Below are 18,763 nucleotides of genomic sequence, written 5' to 3' on the forward strand. Positions count from 1 at the left end.
TCGGTTGTCCTCACAAACCATCGATGATCAACGCGGTGGCCGTCTTCATGCCCGCGCCACGCCCAACGCCGAAGCCAAGTGACGTTGGAGTATTAGGTGGTAGTACTCGTGTTGCCAACCGAGGGGAACACAGTGCCACCGCGTTACCGCTACGAGCAGATCGCCGACGACCTCGCCGCACGCATCGCGTCCGGTGAGTTCCCGCCCGGCTCCAAGCTGCCCAGCCGGCGCGAGTTGATCGAGCACTACGGCGTCACCGAGCCGGTGATCGACCGCGCCATGCAGGTGCTACGGACCAAAAGCATGACCGAGACGCTCCCAGGCGTGGGCGTCTTCGTTGCGGAGTAGCACCACCCCTGGTACACCCGCGAGTACAGCTACACTGCCGCACTCAGATCGCGCACACTGAATCCAGCGTACAGGTCGACTCGTCCGTCGCCCACCAGGTCAGCCGCCGTCACATGGTGGCTGACCTGCTGTTTCTCTGGGCAATGACGGTTGTTGTCGGTCATCTTTGGCGGGCGTTCGACGGCCCAATCACGCCCCAGACGGCCCAGGTACGGCCCAAACGCGCCGGCAGAGTAACGGACTAGGCACCCAACCATGATCGGTCGACTGAGGGACTTGTCGGTGGTACCGGGTACTGTCTGGTGCCTATCAGCCGAGCGGGAGAGCGACGGGCTAGAGATGCTGCTTGAGTCGATCAAGGTTGAACGGTTCCGTAACTTCATCAATCCGCAGTCGATGACGGTTGACCCAGCGGTTACCTGCCTGATCGGCAAGAATGAGTCCGGCAAGACGACGATCTTGCAGGCCCTCCATAGGCTGAACCCCGCCAACAGGCCCGACAGTTTCGACCTAGCTGTCGAATATCCCCGCCGTCGGCTCGCGAGAGACCGCCGTAAAGAGAAGCTTGAGCGCGTAGATCCGATCGCCGCGCGGTTCTCTCTTGAACCAGTTGATATTGAAGCGCTGAAGCCAGTCCTGGGTTTTACGCCTCCGTCTAGCACCAAGGTTGTAGCCAGTCGTTCTTACGGCGGCCGGCTTACAGTCGAGTTAGAATGCGAGCTTCCTGAGGTTCTTTTGATCGCCGGCGAGGCGGTAGGCGCAGACCCCACAGACATTGCGGAACTGGAGACGAAGGAGGATGTGGCCTCCGCAATTGCTACTGCGAAGGAACTCGCTAAGACCTTGAAAGCGGAGGGTAGCACCGCACGGGCGACCGCTGTAGGAAAGGTTCCTGGCGAACTCGCCAAGTATGCCGTGCTCTTGGAGGAGCAGACAACAGAAGAGCAGGAGAAGGCGATCATTCCGCTCCTACCAAAGTTCTTCTACTTCTCCAACTACGAGCTTTTGGCGGGAGAGTGTGACTTGGTGGAGCTGGCTGAGCGGGTTGAGTCGGGCGAGCTTAAGCGCGGCGACGAAACGATGCTGGCACTGCTGAGTCTCGCCGGACAGGAGCCTAAGAACCTTCTCGACGAGGAGTACGTTAGTCGGAAGGCGGAACTACAGGCAGCTAGTTCCGATCTAACTAGTCAGGTAATGAGGTACTGGCGGCAGAATCCCGCGTTGTCCGTCCGCTTCGACACTGACATGCCTGTGGTGGGACATTCGCCCCAAGGGCATGAGATCCGTCACCGCGTTCTCAAGGTCGAACTTCACGACGCTCGCCACGACGTTGACACCAACTTCTCCACTCGTTCGGCTGGATTTCAATGGTTCTTCTCATTCCTGGCGGCCTTCAGTCGCTATCAAGAATCTGAAACCAGAGTTGTCGTCCTCCTTGATGAGCCGGGGACAAGTCTTCACGGCGAAGCTCAGCGGGATTTCCTCGACTACATTGTCGACGAGCTCGGCGCGCACCAGCAGGTGCTCTACACCACGCACTCCCAACACATGCTCGATCCCACACGATACGAGACCATGCGAGCAGTGCATGACCAAGCCACGCAGCAGAATCCAGAGTTGGGCGTCGTAATAACGCCTGTCGACCTTTCGGCGGACCGAGACACCATTCTTCCTGTCGAGGCAGCATTGGGGTACTCCGTTTCGCAGCACCTCTTTTTGGGGCTCGGACCCCACTTGGCCGTGGAGGGAAGTAGCGACTTCGTCTTCCTTGTTCGACTGTCTGAGCACCTAGTAGCTCAGGGCAGGACCGGCCTCGACCCCCGCATCTCCATTGTTCCGGTTGGTGGAGTTGGCAATATGCCAGCGTTCGTTGCCCTCTTGGGTCGCCGGCTCGATGTTCGGGCACTGGTTGATGGGGCGGAGGCGACCAAATCCATCCGGAAAATCCGGGCAGCCGCAGATGCCATCGGCGTGGACGCTAGCCGGATTGTTGTAATCGGGGAGCTCCCTGACCTGCCCGCTACCGCAGACATTGAAGACCTCTTCACGGTCAAGGACTACCTCTGGCTGTACAATCGCTCTGGTCTGCCATCGGTGACCGAAGCGGATCTTCCTCAGACCAAGGAACCGGTTTTGCGGCGCATTACCGTAGCAAGGGGCGAGTTTGATCACGCTGGCCCGGCGCACCAGCTCACCAAGGATCTCAAAGAGTTTTTCGTTCAAGTGGATGACGAAACCCTAAACCGCTTCGAAGCCGTGTTCCGGTTGCTCGCCGTCTAACCATTCCGATGCTCCTAAGGATTTCAAGCTCCGTCGGCGGTCTCACCGGCGGAGCTTGACCGGTTCGTCCCCAAAGAATGATCGTGGGCGCGGGAGCCGCCCAGACGGCTGCCAATGCCTGCGACGACAGTCCGCCAGCATTTTCAGACGTCCATGGCTGTGCGGGCCGGTTGTCACTCACTTCGTCACCCAGCCGGCACGGCCGACCTGCGCATTACGAGTCCGTCCCCAGGTGCTGGACCTCCTGGGCAGCAAGGCGGGGAGTTGAAGTAAGCGATGGGGCTAGGTTCGCGGACCATACCTTTACGTCGGCCGCTGCCGGAAGGGCAGGGGTGCCGCTGGAATACCTTCAGCCGTGAAGCCGTGCCTCCGCAAGACTTCAGCGATCTCCTCATACCCATGCTTCTCGAGTATTCGGCAAAGTTGGTGAACATGGCCCCCATCGTTCCCGCGCATCGCCGACCTCCCGACCATCTCCAGCAACTCCGGCAGGCGATCAGCCCTAATTAGCGCGGCCGATAACTCATCGGACATTACATCGACGCCTTTGGCGAAGTAGTAGCGGTATAGCGTTAGCGCCACGTCGAGGTCACCGATACGCGCAAAATGCTGGACGATGGCGTACCCTACAAGATACGGACCGAGCGGAAGGCTTTCGATCCAGTGTGGAAATGCCTCTTCATAGCGATTGCGTGACTCTAGGAGTTCCGCGCTGTAGTAGTGCGCCCAGATATCGCCTCGATCGATCTGCTCCTTATACACAGCCAAAGCCTCATCAGCCCTGCCGGCTAGCTCCAGAGCTTTGCCAACTTGTCGGTATGACCCACTCGATTTAGCCATCGCAAGCGCCTCATCTAGACGCTCGGCTTCCACTAAAATTGCCGTCCACCAATCCCGCGCGCGCTCATCGCCTCTGACCACGGCTGACTCATAGATTGCCTTGGCCTCAAGAAACCGCCTGTCCTTCACCAGCAAGCGGCAAGCCCGTTCCGACGCAGCCACATCGCCCGCATCTAGGGCTCGCAGATACCAATCTGACGCCTCTGGCATGTTGCCGCGGTCCTCAAGGCGGAGGGCGTAGTAGAAGACTGCATTCTTCCGCTTCTCGGCAATCGCCTCCAGATACTCTTGCTCCGCCTCGTCCTGGCGGCCCTCGTCATCTAGGAGTCGTGCAATGGTTAATCGCACATCGTAGTGCGGCAATGTCTCCCCTGCCGCGAGGAGGCGTCGCAACACTCCGATTGCCTCGTCGCCGGGGCCGTAATCGGCGAAAGCTTCGATCGCGTCCTTGCTGCCCATGTTCGCAGCTTGCCTCAGTACCTCGACTGCTTCCCTCTGTCGGCCTTGATCATGAAGCATCAACCCCAGCCAGAAGCCTGATTCAGCATTGCCGAGAGCAAGGGACCTTCTGTACATGGGCTCTGCATAGGGCCGAAGGTCACGCATATCTGCGGCGGAAGCGAGTTGTTGGAGGTCTATAGGATCATGAAGCTGCTCTGCCAGAGTACCCCACAGTTCTACCGGTACCGGCTCATTTGCACGAACACGAGCGCCATAGGACGTGATGTAGTCTGCCAGTTCATAACTGGCGGCGCTGCCGTATCTATCCCCCGGTCTTGGAATTAGCGCGGAAGTTGCACCTCGATTCCGTTGTATACAGTACGAGACAGCATTTTCGAACCAATCTGCCGAAGCCCGTGCGATCTCCTCATCACTAAGGTAGACACCCGCTGCTCGCTTAAGCAGAGCCGGCGCTAGGTTGCCCTCGATTCCTAGGCGACGCACGTCCACGGCAGCCGTGATTACTGCCTTTGAATGCGGATCGGCATGCTGCCACGAGGCAACCAGCTCGGGCGCTCCTGCGAGCACCTGGGTAACGCCGTAGTGAGAGTCCTGAAGGGCGATCTCAATCCGGGAATCACTCTTGGCGAGCGCTCGCGCGGCGGCCAATTCGGAGCCCGCGAAGCCGTCTTCAACGTAAATCTGCTCGGCGAGACGCAAAGCCCCTACGATGCGATCCTTTCGCTCCGCGGCGTAACCCTCCGGCCGCTCACTTGGCGATAAATAATGCTGGTATCGGCTAGGCCAGATCGTTGCCAGAACGATAACAGGCTGCCGCTTGGACCATAGGGCGAGAAGCACCTCCTTGCCTATGCCGTTACCGCCTCCACCGGACAGAAATCTTTGCAACTCGTCCAACCAGACGATCGTGGGCTTCTTCACCTGCTGCCGAGTGAACCAAAGGAGGTCTTCGGCGGACGATGGCAAGAATACGTTCCAGTCCGAAAAGGTCCTCAGGACCGCTTCGTAGGCAGACCGAGTTTTTCCTGCCGAAGAGTTCCCGATCAAAATCACGAAGCCCTGACCACGATCTCGCGCTTTCGTGAGCCGGTCGTCCAACTCCTGGTCGATAATTCGTTTGATATATAAGGGAGCCGCGTCGTGCGCACCCTCTGCTTCATTGCCGATGCGTTGAGCGCTTTGTACACGAATGGTCGGATGCACGCCTGCCCATGCGGCACTGAACGAGGAAACTGGGAGAAGGCGTGGTGACAAGCCAACCTTTGACCCCGCCTCGGGTGGATTTTGGGGCCGACGCCAATTGACGACTGCTATAACGAACGCAGCTGGAGTGAAGACAATTGCCATCACCCAGCTTGCTGGTTCCAGCCAACCCCACTTCAGGGGTAGCGGCCTCCACAGCCATGTCACCGCGCCCGTCGCTGACAGCGCCAGGAGGGCGAGTGCGACGCCGGTAAGCCACCAACGATGCCGGGTCATTCCTCCATCATGCTGCCGCGTGCAAGGGCAGCCACTTGAAGTGTCCCGTCGACGCCAAACGCCGTGTAAGCCCGCGAGGTGGCAGAACGCCTAACCGGGCGGTTTCCCCGGACGCCTCGGCGTGGTCGTAGCGAGAACCTCGCCGAGGGAACCGCGATCAACGGCGTGCTCGCTCAGCTCGTCACCAACGGCGCGTGGTCGGACCGGCAGCTAGGCACGCGCGCTCATTAAGCCGCAATCCAGGCCCGAGAGCGCACCAACCACCTGTCAGCGACTAGCTGCCATCACTGTCTGCCGCCGACCCACACACCGTGGAGCGGGCCAGGGCCAGGGAGACAAGGTGGAGCGCCCTACCGGACGAGTCTCAATGGTGGCTGCGACCGTCTCGCCTCACAGCGCCACGATGGCCGCTGTCTCCGCTGGTAGCTCGATTCGGTCCCGCATCACCGTGACCCCGTCCCCGGTCGCCAGCAGCACTCTCCGCACAACCCCGGGCAGCGAGATCCCCTGCGCGCGCCCAGCCAGGTTCGCCACGACGAGCGTCTCCCCCCGCCGCATCAGCAGGAACTGGTCCCCGTGCCGCACGTCCACCGCGTGCAGCCGCGGATCCGCCAGGTCGGCGCGCGACTTCCGAAGCGCGATCAGCCGCCGGTAGAACTCGTACATCTCCCGGTGCTCCGGCTTGTTCAGCTCCGCCCAGTCCAACCGCGACCGCAGGAACGTCTCCGGATCCTGCGGATCAGGCACATCGGACGACGCCCACCCGTGCGAAGCGAACTCACGCTTACGACCAGCGGCCACAGCAGCAGCCAACTCCGGCTCCGGGTGCGACGTGAAGAACTGCCACGGCGTGGAAGCCGCCCACTCCTCCCCCATGAACAGCATCGGCGTGAACGGCGCCGTCATCAGCAACGTCGCCCCCACCCGCAACAACGCAGGCGACAGGGAAGCCGAGAGACGATCACCAACCGCCCGGTTCCCGATCTGGTCATGGTTCTGCAAGTAGGCCACGAACCGATGACCAGGCACCCGCTGCCGGTCCACCGGCCGCCCGTGATGCCGCTGCCGGAACGAAGACCAGGTGCCCGCGTGGAAGAAGCCGCCGGTCAGCACGTCGGTCAGGCATTCGAGGGAGCCGAAGTCGCCGTAGTAGCCCTGCCGCTCCCCCGTCAGCAGCGTGTGCAGGGCGTGGTGGGCGTCGTCGTTCCACTGGGCGTGCAGGCCGTACCCGCCGGCCTCGCGCGGCGTGATCAGCGTCGGGTCGTTGAGGTCGGACTCGGCGATCAGCGACAGCGGCCGACCCAGGTGCGTCGACAGCGACTCCACCTCGACCGCCATCTCTTCGAGGAGATGCACAGCGCGGGAGTCCGGCATCGCGTGCACGGCGTCCAGGCGCAGGCCGTCGACGTGGTAGTCGCGCAGCCACATCAGCACCGAGTCGATGATGTAGCGGCGTACCCCGTCGCTGTGCGGCCCGTCCAGGTTGACGGTGCGGCCCCACGGGTTCGACTGCTCGCTGAGGTACGGGGCGAACATCGGCGCGTAGGCCCCGGAGGGCCCGAAATGGTTGTAGACGACGTCGAGGATCACCCCCAGCCCCTTGGCGTGGGCCGCGTCGACCAGGCGTTTGAGGCCGTCCGGCCCGCCGTACGGCTGATGCGGCGCGTACCAGCAGACCCCGTCGTAGCCCCAGTTGTGCTCGCCGTTGAAGGCGTTGACCGGCAGCAGCTCGATCATGTCGACGCCCAGGTCGACCAGGTGGTCGAGCTTGGCGATCACCCCGTCGAAGGTGCCCTCGGGGGTGAAGGTGCCGACGTGCAGCTCGTACAGGACGCTGCCGGGGAGCTGCCGGCCGGTCCAGCCGGAGTCGGTCCAGGGGAACGCCGCATGTGAGTAGACCCGGCTCGGGCCGTGGACGCCGTCAGGCTGCCACGACGAGCGGGGGTCGGGCAGGGCGTAATCGTCGTCGTCGAGGAGGAACGCGTAGTCGGTGCCGGGGCCGGCGCCCGGCACCTCGACCCGCCACCACCCGCCGGCGGCGGCGCGCATGTCGCGGTCGGCCTCGCCGAAGAGGCGCAGCCGCACCCGGGCGGCTTCGGGCGCCCACACCCTGAACTCGGTCATGCAGCGGCCTCCACGGAATAGGTGGGAGCGAGGAGGGCGACGGGATAGGTGCTCAGCAGATCATGAAGGAGCAGCTCAGACCCACTGTAGACCCGACCGGTGAACATGTCCGTAACAGCGTGAACGGAAATCGGCAACGTGGTGCCGCGCCACCCGCCACGAGCGGCCAGCCGCACCGGCAGGCGGGTGGCGACGGCGATCGCACCGCCCCGGTCGAAGGCGACCACGTGCCGCGCGGCGAGCCCGCGCGCCGGCACCGGGCGGTAGCCGGTGAACAGCTCCGGGCGGTCCCGGCGCAGCCGCAGGGTCCGCGACACCACGAGCAGCTTCGCCGCCCCGGACGCGTCCACCGGAGGATGCCAGCCGGCGTCGAGCCGGGCTAGCATGTCCTTGCGTACGCCGAAGTCGACCGGCCGCCGGTTGTCCGGGTCGACGAGGGAGTTGTCCCACAGCTCGGTGCCCTGGTAGGTGTCCGGCACCCCGGGCATGGCGAGCTGCACCAGCTTCTGCCCGAGCGAGTTGGACCAGCCGGCCGGGGTGATCCGGTCGGCGAAGGCGGTCAGCTCCGCGTTCAGCGCAGCGTCGTCGTACAGGGCGTCGACCAGGTCGTGCATCGCCCGCTCGAACACCGGGTCCGGGTCCGCCCAACTGGTCGAGGTCGACGCCTCCCGGGCCGCCTTCTCCGCGTACGCGTGGAGGCGCTCGCGCTCGACGGGCCAGGCGCCGACGGCGGTCTGCCACAGCAGGTGCGCGAAGGCCGGGTCGGGCAGCGGCACCCGGGCCAGCCAGCTCCCGACCTGGACGGCCCAGCGCTCCGGCAGCTCCGACAGGACGGCCAGGCGGGCGCGGACGTCCTCCGACCGCTTGGTGTCGTGGGTGGAGATGGTGGTCATCGCCGCCGGCCAGCGCACGTTGCGGGCGGCGGCGAAGCGGTGGAACTCGGCCGGCGGGGTGCCGAAGTGGGCGGGGCTGCCGCCGACCTCGTTGAGGGCGATGAAGCGGCTCCACCAGTAGAAGGCGGTGTCCTCCACGCCCTTGGCCATCACCGCGCCGGTGAGCTGCGGGAAGCGTTTCGCCAGCTCGTCGTCGGGGTCGCGCAGCCGGCGGGTGACCGCGTCCAGCACGCCGGTGAGGTCGGGCCGGCGGCGACCCGCCTCGGAGCGGGCGGCGGCGAGGTGCCGGGCGCCCTCGGGCGGGTAGCCGCGGTAGACGTCGAACGCGGCGGCGAGTTCGGCGAGCGCCGCCCGCACGGCGTGCCGGTCCAGCTCGGGGACGAGCATGGCGAGCCGGGTCAGCTCCGCCGACAGCAGCCGGGTTGCCGCTTCGAGCTTGGTGTCGTGGGTGAGGTCCTCCCAGGAGGTGTGCCCGCCGACGAGCCGGGCGTCGAGGGCGGTGAAGTCCCCCTCGGCGTCCGGGTCGACGAAGAGACCGGAGACCGCCGACAGCGCCTCGTAGCCGGTGGTGCCGTCGACCGGCCAGTCCGGCAGCTCCTCCCCGTACTCCAGGATCTTCTCCACGACCAGCCACACGGCGGGCGCGGCGGCGCGGAGCCGGGCCAGGTAGCCGGTGGGGTCGCGCAGCCCGTCGGGGTGGTCGACGCGGATGCCGTCGATCTCCCCGGCCTGCGCCCACCGCAGGATCAGCTCGTGGGTGGCGGCGAAGACCTCCGGGTCCTCCACTCGCAGGCCGGCCAGGTCCGCGACGGCGAAGAACCGGCGGTACGTGAGTTCGCTGTCGCCGCGCCGCCACGACACCAGCTCGTAGTGCTGCCGGTCGTGCACCTCCCGGGGCGTGCCGTCGCCGGTGCCGTCGGCGATCGGGAAGCGGTGCTCGTGGTAGCGCAGCTCCCCGTCCACGACCTTGAGGTCGTCAAGGGCCGCCGGGTCGTCGGCGAGGACGGGCAGCAGCAGCCGGCCCCGGTCCCAGTCGATGTCGAACCAGCGGGCGTACGCCGAGTCGCGGCCCCGGCGCAGCACGTCCCACCAGGCCGGGTTGGCCGCCGGCCGGGCCACCCCGGCGTGGTTGGGCACGATGTCCACGACCAGGCCCAGCCCGACGGCCCGCAGCGCCTGGAGGAGGCGCTGGCGGCCGGCCTCGCCGCCCAGCTCGGGGTTGACCTGGCGGTGGTCGACCACGTCGTAGCCGTGCGGAGAGCCGGGGGTGGCGGCGAGCAGCGGCGCGCTGTACAGGTGGGTGACGCCGAGGTCGGCCAGGTAGCCGGCGAGCCCGGCGGTGGCGTCGAAGTCGAAGCCGGGGCGGATCTGCACGCGGTACGTCGACCCGACCCTCGTCGACGTGGCGGGACCGGGTTGAGGGGTGGGGGGCATCAGATCGTCCTCTCCAGGACCACCAGGGAGCGGTCGGGGACGGTCAGCGCGTCGCCGGCCTCGACCGTCGTCGTCTTCTCCGGTTCCGGCTCCGCGGTACTGATCACCAGCTCCCAGCGCTGGCCGAACTCGGCGGGCGGCATGGTGAAGTCCAGCGGCGCGTCGTGGGCGTTGAAGCAGAGCAGGAACGAGCTGTCGACGTGGCGCTGGCCGTACTGGCCGCGCTCGCGGATGCCCTCGCCGTTGACGAACAGCGCCACCGACCGGCCGAAGTCGTTGCCCCAGTCCTCGCCGGTCATCTCCCGGCCGTCGGGGGTGTACCAGGCCAGGTCGGGCAGCGGCTCGTCGACCAGCCGGGAACGCACCGGCAGGCCGGTGAAGAACCGGCGGCGGCGGAACACCTGGTGCCGGCGGCGGAACTCGACCAGCCTTCTGGTGAAGTCCAGCAGGGCGGTGTCGGCGTGCTCCCAGTCGATCCAGGCCAGCTCGCTGTCCTGGCAGTACGCGTTGTTGTTGCCCCGCTGGGTGCGGCCCAGCTCGTCGCCGTGGCCGATCATCGGCACGCCCTGCGACAGCATCAGCGTGGCGAGGAAGTTGCGTTTTTGGCGCTCCCGTAGGCCGAGGATGCCCGGGTCGTCGGTCGCGCCCTCGACGCCGCAGTTCCACGAGCGGTTGTGGCTCTCGCCGTCCCGGTTCTCCTCCCCGTTGGCCTCGTTGTGCTTGTCGTTGTACGACACCAGGTCGTTGAGGGTGAACCCGTCGTGGCAGGTGACGAAGTTGATGCTGTGAAACGGGCGGCGCCCGTCGTCCTGGTACAGGTCGGCGGAGCCGGAGATGCGGGACGCGAACTCGGCGATGGTGGCCGGCTCGCCGCGCCAGAAGTCGCGGACGGTGTCCCGGTACTTGCCGTTCCACTCCGTCCACACCGGTGGGAACTGGCCGACCTGGTAGCCGCCCGGCCCGACGTCCCACGGCTCGGCGATCAGCTTCACCTGGCTAACCACCGGGTCCTGCTGCACCACCTCGAAGAAGGTGGAGAGCCGGTCGACCTCGTAGAACTCGCGGGCCAGGGTGGCGGCCAGGTCGAAGCGGAAACCGTCGACGTGCATCTCGGTCACCCAGTACCGCAGCGAATCCATGATCAGCTGGAGGGAGTGCGGGCTGCGCACGTTGAGGCTGTTGCCGGTGCCGGTGTAGTCGACGTAGTACCGCCGGTCCTCCTCGGACAGGCGGTAGTAGCTGGCGTTGTCGACGCCCTTGAAGCTCAGCGTGGGCCCGAGGTGGTTGCCCTCGGCGGTGTGGTTGTAGACCACGTCGAGGATCACCTCGATGCCGGCCGCGTGCAGCGCCTTCACCATGCCGCGGAACTCCTGCACCTGCTGGCCGAGGCGGCCCAGCGCCGAGTAGCCGTGGTGCGGGGCGAAGAAGCCGATCGTGTTGTAACCCCAGTAGTTGCGCAGGCCCAGGTCGGCCAGCCGGTGGTCGTGCACGAACTGGTGCACCGGCATCAGCTCGATCGCGGTCACCCCGAGCTTCCGCAGGTGCTCGATCATCGCCGGGGAGGCGATGCCCGCGTACGTGCCGCGCAGCTCCTCCGGGACGTCCGGGTGGCGCATGGTCAGGCCGCGCACGTGCGCCTCGTAGACCACGGAGTGGTGGTACGGGGTGCGCGGCGGCTTGTCGTTGCCCCAGTCGAAGTACGGGTTCACCACCACCGACTTCGGCATGAACGGCGCCGAGTCGGTGTCGTTGCGGGTGTCCGGGTTGCCCAGCTCGTAGTCGTACACCGCCGGGTTCCACTCGACGTCGCCGTCGATCGCCTTCGCGTACGGGTCGATCAGCAGCTTGTGCGGGTTGCAGCGCAGCCCGTTCGCCGGGTCGTACGGGCCGTGGACGCGGTAGCCGTACCGCTGGCCCGGCTCGATCCCCGGCACGTACGCGTGCCACACGTACGCGTCGACCTCGCGCAGCTCGACCCGGCGTTCGGTGCCGATGTCCCACTCGTCGAAGAGGCAGAGCTCGACCTTCTCCGCGACCTCCGAGAAGATCGCGAAGTTGGTGCCCATCCCGTCGTAGGTGGCCCCGAGGGGGTAACGCTCACCCGGCCAGACCTGCATGTCGCTCCTTCGGCACACGATCATGAGCGCGGCACCGCACCATGAGCGGGCCACCGGCGGGACCGCTGGCACGCACGCGGTTATTGCCCCACAGAATTCGCCACCAATCCCACCGTTCGGCCGATGACCGGAATCCACCCTACTGACCCCTGGTAAACCTTCAGGTGTCTTCCGTCACGGTCGCCCTTCTCCCGGGTGCGGAATCGGCCCGCATGCGCTTTCTTGGATAGAGCGCGCGGGTGCGCGCCTCCCCCCGGCCTCTCGGCCGACCCCACCACCTTCTCTGCCGGCACCGGCGCCGGCGCGACCCACCATGCATGGACGGAGATTGATGTGACCACCCTGCGGGTCGGCGAGCCGCTCGCCACCGCCCCGGACCGGATCCACCGGCCCACCCTCACCTCCCGTACCCAGGTCCCGGCCCAGCCGGCCCCGGGCGTCCCCCCGCAGACCCGCCGGATCCTGATGCTGTCGTGGGAGTACCCGCCGGTGCTCGTCGGCGGCCTCGGCCGGCACGTCCACGCCCTGTCCGTCGCCCTCGCCGCCGCCGGCCACGAGGTCACCGTCGTCACCCGTCACGCCGACGGCGCACCCCTGGAGGAGTACGCCGACGGCGTCCGCATCGTCCGCGCCGCCGAGGACCCCGTCACCTTCCCCCTCGCCACCGGCTCGCTGCTGGCCTGGACGATGGCGTTCAACCACACCCTCACCCGGGCCGCCCTGCGCGCCGCCGAGACCGGCGGGTACGACGTCATCCACGCCCACGACTGGCTCGTCGCGCACACCGCGATGACCCTGCGCGAGCACCTGGACATCCCCCTCGTCACCACCATCCACGCCACCGAGGCGGGCCGGCACCAGGGCTGGCTGCCCGAGGAGATGAACCGCACCATCCACGGTGTCGAACAGTGGCTGGCCACCGAGTCTGGCCGGGTCATCGCCTGCTCGGGCTACATGCGCTCGGAGGTCACCACCCTGTTCCGGGTGCCGACCGCCCGCGTCGACGTGGTGCCCAACGGCGTGGAGCCGCGCCGCTGGCGGGCGCCGGCCGCCGCGGTGGCCCGCGCCCGGGCCCGCTTCGCCGGGGACGGCCCGCTGGTCACCTTCGCCGGCCGGCTCGTGTACGAGAAGGGCGTCCAGCACCTCCTCGCCGGCCTCCCCCGGCTGTGCGACCGGCACCCCGGACTGCGGGCGGTGATCGTCGGCGACGGCCCGTACCGCGGGGAACTGGAGGCGGAGGTGCGACGGCTCGGCCTCGGCGACACGGTCAGCCTGCCCGGCTTCCTCGGCGGCACCGACCTGCCGGCGGTGATGGCGGCGTCGGACTGCTTCGCGGTGCCGAGCATCTACGAGCCGTTCGGGATGGTGGCCCTGGAGGGCGCCGCCGCCGGGGCGCCCCTCGCCGTGTCCGCGACCGGCGGGCTCGCCGAGATCGTCGAGCCGGGCGTCACCGGGATGACCTTCCGCCCGCAGGACCCGGACGGCCTGACCGACGCCGTGCACGCCCTGCTGTCCGACCGCGACCACGCCCGCCAACTCGCCCGCCAGGCCCGCCAGATGGTCCACGACCAGTACGGCTGGCCCCAGATCGCCGCCCGCACCGCCTCGACGTACGCCTCAGCGATCACGGAAGCCCCGGCGTTCACGGCGGCGCGCCTGGCAACCCCCCGCACCCTCCCCGCCACCAGCGAGGGCAACCTCCTGACCGCCGCCGGCCTCCGCTGACGGTTGCCCAGGTTTCGCTCTCGTTGATCATGAGGTTAGCGGGTTGGTTTGTCCGGGTTCGGGCCCGCTAACTTCATGATCGACGGCGATCGCCTCGCTTGCGAGGTGGGGGCGGGACGGAACAGGCCGCCGCCCCCTCAGGGGCGGCGGCCTGTTCCGGGTGCGGTTGGGTCAGCGCTCGTTGGACGGGGTGTAGTCGCGCTCGGGGGAGCCGGTGTAGACCTGCCGCGGGCGGCCGATCTTGGTCTCCGGGTCGTTGATCATCTCGCGCCACTGGGCGATCCAGCCCGGGAGCCGGCCCAGCGCGAAGAGCACCGTGAACATCTTGGTCGGGAAGCCCATGGCCTTGTAGATCAGGCCGGTGTAGAAGTCCACGTTCGGGTAGAGCCGGCGGGAGACGAAGAAGTCGTCGGCGAGCGCGATCTCCTCCAGCTCCATCGCGATGTCCAGCAGCGGGTCCGGCTTGGCCATCCGGCCGAGCACGTCCTGGGCGGCCTTCTTCACGATCGCGGCGCGCGGGTCGTAGTTCTTGTAGACCCGGTGGCCGAAGCCCATCAGCTTGACGCCGGCCTCCTTGGCCTTGACCTTCTGCACGAAGGCGCGGACGTCACCGCCGTCGGCGTGGATGCGCTCCAGCATCTCCAGCACGGCCTGGTTGGCGCCGCCGTGCAGCGGGCCGAAGAGCGCGTTCACGCCGGCCGAGACCGACGCGAAGAGGTTGGCGTTGCTGGAACCGACCAGCCGGACGGTCGACGTGGAGCAGTTCTGCTCGTGGTCGGCGTGCAGGATGAACAGCTGGTCCAGCACCTTCGCCACGACCGGGTCGACCTCGTACGGCTCGGCCGGCACGCCGAAGGTCATCCGGAGGAAGTTCTCGACGTACCCGAGGGAGTTGTCCGGGTACAGCAGCGGCTGGCCGATCGACTTCTTGTACGCGTACGACGCGATGGTCGGCACCTTCGCCATCAGCCGGACCGTCGACATCTCCACGTGGGAGGCGTCGAACGGGTCGAGGCTGTCCTGGTAGAAGGTCGAGATCGCGCTGACCGCCGAGGAGAGCACGGCCATCGGGTGCGCGTCGCGGGGAAAGCCGTCGAAGAACCGACGCATCTCCTCGTGCAGCAGGGAGTGCCGCCGGATCCGCTCGGAGAACTCGGTGAGCTGCTGCTGGGTGGGCAGCTCGCCGTAGATCAGCAGGTACGAGACCTCCAGGAAGGAGGACTTCTCGGCCAGCTGCTCGATCGGGTAGCCGCGGTAACGCAGGATCCCCGCGTCGCCGTCGATGTAGGTGATCGCGGAGGAGCACGCTGCCGTGTTCACGAAACCGGGGTCGTACGTCGTCAGCCCGGTTTCCTTGAGCAGATTGCCCACGCGCATTCCGGAGGGGCCCTCGACCGCGGGGTGCACCGGCATCGAGAGCTGCCCACCGGGGTGATCGAGCTTGACTTCCGTCATGTGGTTCCTCGCTTCGCCGGCAGATCTTCGCTGAATTGCCTTCGCTTCTACCGTATTCGCGGTTCGCGGGACACCGCCCGCGGTGGTTCTCCGGTGAGGTATGCGTCACCCGATTCCCGACCAGCCGGCTGGGAAACCCCGGTCGGGCCGGCGCGGGTCAGGAGAGCGCGAGGCGGGTCAGCGTACCGTCGGCGGCGACGAGGAGGAGGTCGAGGCGGTTCGCCCCGGCCTGGAACAGCCGGTCGTCAGCGACCAGGGCGGCGAAGCGGCGACCGCCGGCGTCCCGGGGAACCACCGGAACGACCGCGGCGACCCGGCCGTTGACCGCGACGGCCAGCGGTGTGCCGTCGGGCACGGAGTCGGGCAGGTCGCCCCAGACCAGCGCGGGCAGCCGCCCGGTGTCCGGGTCCACGTCCCGGAACGCGGCGAGGTCGCCGACGCGGGCCGAGCCGGCCGTCGGCCGGTTCCCCACCGGGGTGCCGATCAGCGGGTGCGGGGAGGGTGGCGGCGGCGCGGCCGGCACCCCGCCGGAGATGGGGGTGCCCTGGGCGGGCCGGTCGTAGAAGAGCTTGCCCGGGTCGTCCCGCGGCGCCTGCCGGGCGGAGCGGCCGTCGACCGGCCACGGCACCCGGATCCCGGCCTCGTCGGCGACGGTGGGCAGCAGGTCGACGTGCTGCCAGTTCCGGTCGTCGACGCGACCGGCGCGCTGCCCCGGCGACTTGACGAACAGCGGCACCCAGGCGACCTCGTCGACGGCGGCCCGGATCGCGTCCATGCCCCGCCCCTGCGCGCCCCTCGTGAAGCTGACCCCGTGGTCGGCGGTCACCACCAGCAGCGCCTGGTCGTACAGGCCGGTGGCCCGCAGCGTGCGCAGCGTCTCGCCGATCAGCCGGTCGGTGTAGCCGAGCTGGGCCAGGTGGCGCTGCCGGGCCAGCTCGATCCAGCCCGCCCCCACGTTCGGGAAGTCCTCGGGCGCCTCGTAGCGCATCCCGGAGGGCAGGTACGCCCACGGCGAGTGCGGCATCAGCAGGTGCAGGAAGTGCAGCGTCGGCGTGGCCGACGGCTGCAGGCCGGCGAGGAAGCTGGTGAACCGGGCCGGCTGGTTGGCGTTCAGCCGGTCCCACCGGAACTTCGGGTCGGTCGGCACCGGCTCGGCCGCGTCGACGCCCGCCTCGGCGGCGGTGCGCTCGCGGTAGGAGTCCTGGGGGTCGACCCGGCTGTCGACGGGCGCGGCGAGGCGGGCCAGCAGCTCCGCGCTCTCCCGGACGAGCACACCGATCCCCTGCTCCGGTGTCACCCGGCGCTCGCAGCGGCTGGGTGGGCAGAGCCGGGTGATGCTCTCCTCGGCGCGGATGTCGTACAGGCCGCCGAAGGCGGTGAACAGGTTGTCCGGGTGCTGGGAGTAGTGCGGCGCGGCCCCGGTCGTCGGATAGCGCCCGGACAGCATCGCCGGCATCGCGTACGGCGTCCAGCCGCTCACGCCGGTCGCGTTGCGGTAGAAGGTCGACCCGGCGGCCAGCTCCGCGAAGTGCGGGAACCGGGCGGCGTCCACCCGCCCATCGGGGCCGAGCAGGGAGACCAGGGGCAGCTCGTCGAGGATCAGCATCACCACCGGCGGGTGGCGGCCCCCGTTGGCGACCCCGGCGGCCCCGCCCTCGCCACGTGGCAGGACCACCGCCGACGTCGGCGAGGCGAGCAGGAACAGCCCGACGAAGATCGGCGGCCCCACCGCCGCCACGCGTAGCACCCGCCCGGGTCCCCGCCAGCGCCGGTGGGCCACCGCGCCGCCGGCACCGGCCACGACGGCGACGAGCAGCAGCGACGCGCCCCGCAGCGTGGTGACGGACCGGCCGACCTGCACCGCCAGCGCCGCGACCAGCAGGCCGACGAGGGTGGTGTGCGTCGCCGCCCGGACGCGTGCTCCGGCGAGGCGGGACACCGCGCCGAGCAGCCCCACCGCGAGCGTGGGTACCAGCGCGACCAGCGCCACCAGCAGCAGGATCTCACCCCGGTCGGCGCGATGGAACAGGAAGAAGTCCGGGCTGCGGCCCAGGACGTCCAGCAGCGGCTGGGTGACCGCGAGCCCGACCAGGGCGGTGATCTCCAGCAGCCGGCCGCGCTCCGCCCGCCAGCCGGCCCGCAGCCGTACGGCCCGCCGGCCCGGTGGATCGGGCGGGGTGGCCGGGTCAGCCACCCACGACCGCCCGGTAGAGCGTCCGGGTGCCCGAGGGCAGGTCGAGGCGGCTCTCGATGCGGCAACGGGCCCCGAGCAGCCGCTCGAACTCGTCCCGCCGGTAGTCGGGGAACAGCCCGTCCGGCTTGTTCGCCAGCAGGCGGCCGGCCATCGGGTCCTCCGGGTGGACGAACTCCACGACGAGCCGGGCGCCGGGCACGCCGAAGCCGGCGAGCCAGTCCACCACCTCGGGCAGGGGCACGTTGCGCCCGATCGCCAGGTGGTGGACCACGGCCAGGGCGAGCACCGCGTCGGCCCGTGCCCGGTCGGCGAAGGCGGCCCGCTCGACGCCCCGCCAGCCCCCGCCCGGGGACGGGTCGGCAAGGTCCATCACCAGCGGCAGGATGCGCCGCTCCCCCTCGGCCCGCAGCGCCCGGTACAGCCGGTCCACCACCGCCGGGTCCTGTTCGGCGGCGACGACGTAGTCGGCGTGGTCGGCGGCGAGGCGGGCGTAGCGCCCGTCGTTGGCGCCGAGGTCGAGCGCGAGGCGGGCGCGGGGCCCGGCGGCCAGCGACCCGGCGACGAAGCTCTCCTTGGCCGCCCGGTCGGCGGCGCTGTAGCCGCAGGTGCGCTGGTAGTCGATCCAGTGGCTGGCGGGCGGCTGCCGGTCCAGGCGGCCGACCAGGCGTTCGAGTCCGCGTACGGTGGCCAGGGCCAGCTCACGCGAGTAGCCGGCGGCGCGCAACTGGGTGCGGACGTCGGCCGTGCTGGCCCGGGCGTTGCGGCGCCGCATCGCGTCGTGCAGGTGCACGTGGGCGAACACGCCGGGCCGCAGCCGGCGTCCGCCGGCGAAGAGGCGGCGCATCTCGTCCGGCTCGATGCCGTCGACCCGGGACCGCAGCCACGGCTGGAAGTCCAGCCCGAGGTGGGCGCCGAGCATCAGCGGGTAGAGCAGGGTCTGGCAGAACTGGCGGTAGCCGGCCCACGGTTCGCCGTCTCGGGCCGGCGTGAACGAGCCGACGTCGATGAAGACCGGCTGCGCGCCGCGCCACTGGAGGTTGTAGGCGGACCCGTCCTTGGTGGTGAAGCCGGCCGGCAGCGCCGCACGCAGGATCTCCAGGTGCAGCAGGGCCGCGTCGCGCAGCATGGCGTGCGACCACTCGTACGGGTGGGAGACGAACGGGATGCGCTCGTGGCGCAGCACGGCGGCCCAGCCCTGCGGCACGGGTACGGTCTCGACGGGCTCGGTGCCGCACACCCTGCCCTCGGCGAGCAGGGCGGGGAAGAAGTCGCTGGCGGCGAGCGCCCGCCACTCGGCGGCGGCCCGCTCGTCCAGTACCCGCAGCACCTCCTCGCCGTGGTGGTAGACGCGGTTCGCCGGGTCGCGGAAGGACGCCGGCTCGGCCCGCAGGCCGGTGTCGGGGTACGCCATG

Annotated in this window: 10 protein-coding genes; 3 read left to right on the forward strand and 7 right to left on the reverse strand. The window is 68.5% G+C overall.

The genetic code is table 11. The features are described from left to right. Positions 1 to 132 precede the first annotated feature (132 nt). Together AB0873_RS19145 and AB0873_RS19150 are read left to right on the forward strand one after the other, a co-directional pair. Positions 133 to 348, forward strand: coding sequence for a GntR family transcriptional regulator (locus AB0873_RS19145; protein WP_366601028.1), 216 nt, complete (start codon positions 133 to 135; stop codon positions 346 to 348). 255 nt (positions 349 to 603) lie between these two features. After that, positions 604 to 2,628, forward strand: a complete 2,025-nt coding sequence (locus AB0873_RS19150; RefSeq protein ID WP_366601029.1) for an AAA family ATPase — start codon at positions 604 to 606, stop codon at positions 2,626 to 2,628. A gap of 303 nt (positions 2,629 to 2,931) precedes the next feature. Here the strand turns inward: AB0873_RS19150 and AB0873_RS19155 are convergent, their stop codons facing one another. The 4 genes from AB0873_RS19155 to glgX all read right to left on the reverse strand — a co-directional run bounded on the left by AB0873_RS19155 (position 2,932) and on the right by glgX (position 11,977). Continuing rightward, positions 2,932 to 5,133, reverse strand: coding sequence for a tetratricopeptide repeat protein (locus AB0873_RS19155; RefSeq protein ID WP_366601030.1), 2,202 nt, complete (start codon positions 5,131 to 5,133; stop codon positions 2,932 to 2,934). 666 nt (positions 5,134 to 5,799) lie between these two features. Continuing rightward, positions 5,800 to 7,533, reverse strand: coding sequence for a malto-oligosyltrehalose trehalohydrolase (gene treZ / locus AB0873_RS19160; protein ID WP_366601031.1), 1,734 nt, complete (start codon positions 7,531 to 7,533; stop codon positions 5,800 to 5,802). Then, on the reverse strand, positions 7,530 to 9,860 hold the full coding sequence (treY, locus tag AB0873_RS19165) for a malto-oligosyltrehalose synthase (protein WP_366601032.1): 2,331 nt from the start codon (positions 9,858 to 9,860) through the stop codon (positions 7,530 to 7,532). The genes treZ and treY overlap by 4 nt, the downstream gene beginning before the upstream one ends. Then, positions 9,860 to 11,977 carry a glycogen debranching protein GlgX gene (gene glgX, locus AB0873_RS19170; protein WP_366601033.1) on the reverse strand — a complete coding sequence of 706 codons (2,118 nt, stop codon included), beginning with the start codon at positions 11,975 to 11,977 and terminating at the stop codon, positions 9,860 to 9,862. Before glgX ends, treY begins: the two co-directional genes overlap by 1 nt. 333 nt (positions 11,978 to 12,310) lie before the next feature. Here glgX and AB0873_RS19175 point away from each other — a divergent pair, with 333 nt between their 5' ends. Beyond that, the gene (locus AB0873_RS19175; protein ID WP_366601034.1) at positions 12,311 to 13,702 is read left to right on the forward strand and encodes a glycosyltransferase family 4 protein; all 1,392 of its coding nucleotides are present in this window, start codon (positions 12,311 to 12,313) and stop codon (positions 13,700 to 13,702) included. 171 nt (positions 13,703 to 13,873) lie between these two features. Here AB0873_RS19175 and AB0873_RS19180 read toward each other — a convergent pair whose 3' ends face one another. The 3 genes from AB0873_RS19180 to AB0873_RS19190 form a co-directional block, all read right to left on the reverse strand. Further along, positions 13,874 to 15,157: a citrate synthase gene (locus AB0873_RS19180; RefSeq protein ID WP_155332397.1), complete on the reverse strand. Its 1,284-nt coding sequence runs from the start codon at positions 15,155 to 15,157 to the stop codon at positions 13,874 to 13,876. Positions 15,158 to 15,314: 157 nt separating this feature from the next. Continuing rightward, positions 15,315 to 17,351, reverse strand: coding sequence for a sulfatase-like hydrolase/transferase (locus AB0873_RS19185; RefSeq protein WP_366601035.1), 2,037 nt, complete (start codon positions 17,349 to 17,351; stop codon positions 15,315 to 15,317). Next, positions 17,344 to 18,762 (reverse strand): methyltransferase, encoded by a 1,419-nt coding sequence (locus AB0873_RS19190; RefSeq protein ID WP_366601036.1) that lies wholly within the window; start codon positions 18,760 to 18,762, stop codon positions 17,344 to 17,346. Before AB0873_RS19190 ends, AB0873_RS19185 begins: the two co-directional genes overlap by 8 nt. Position 18,763: the final 1 nt, after the last annotated feature.

The organism is Micromonospora sp. NPDC047707 (genome assembly GCF_040704235.1).
In the GTDB taxonomy this organism is placed as follows: Bacteria; Actinomycetota; Actinomycetes; order Mycobacteriales; family Micromonosporaceae; genus Micromonospora.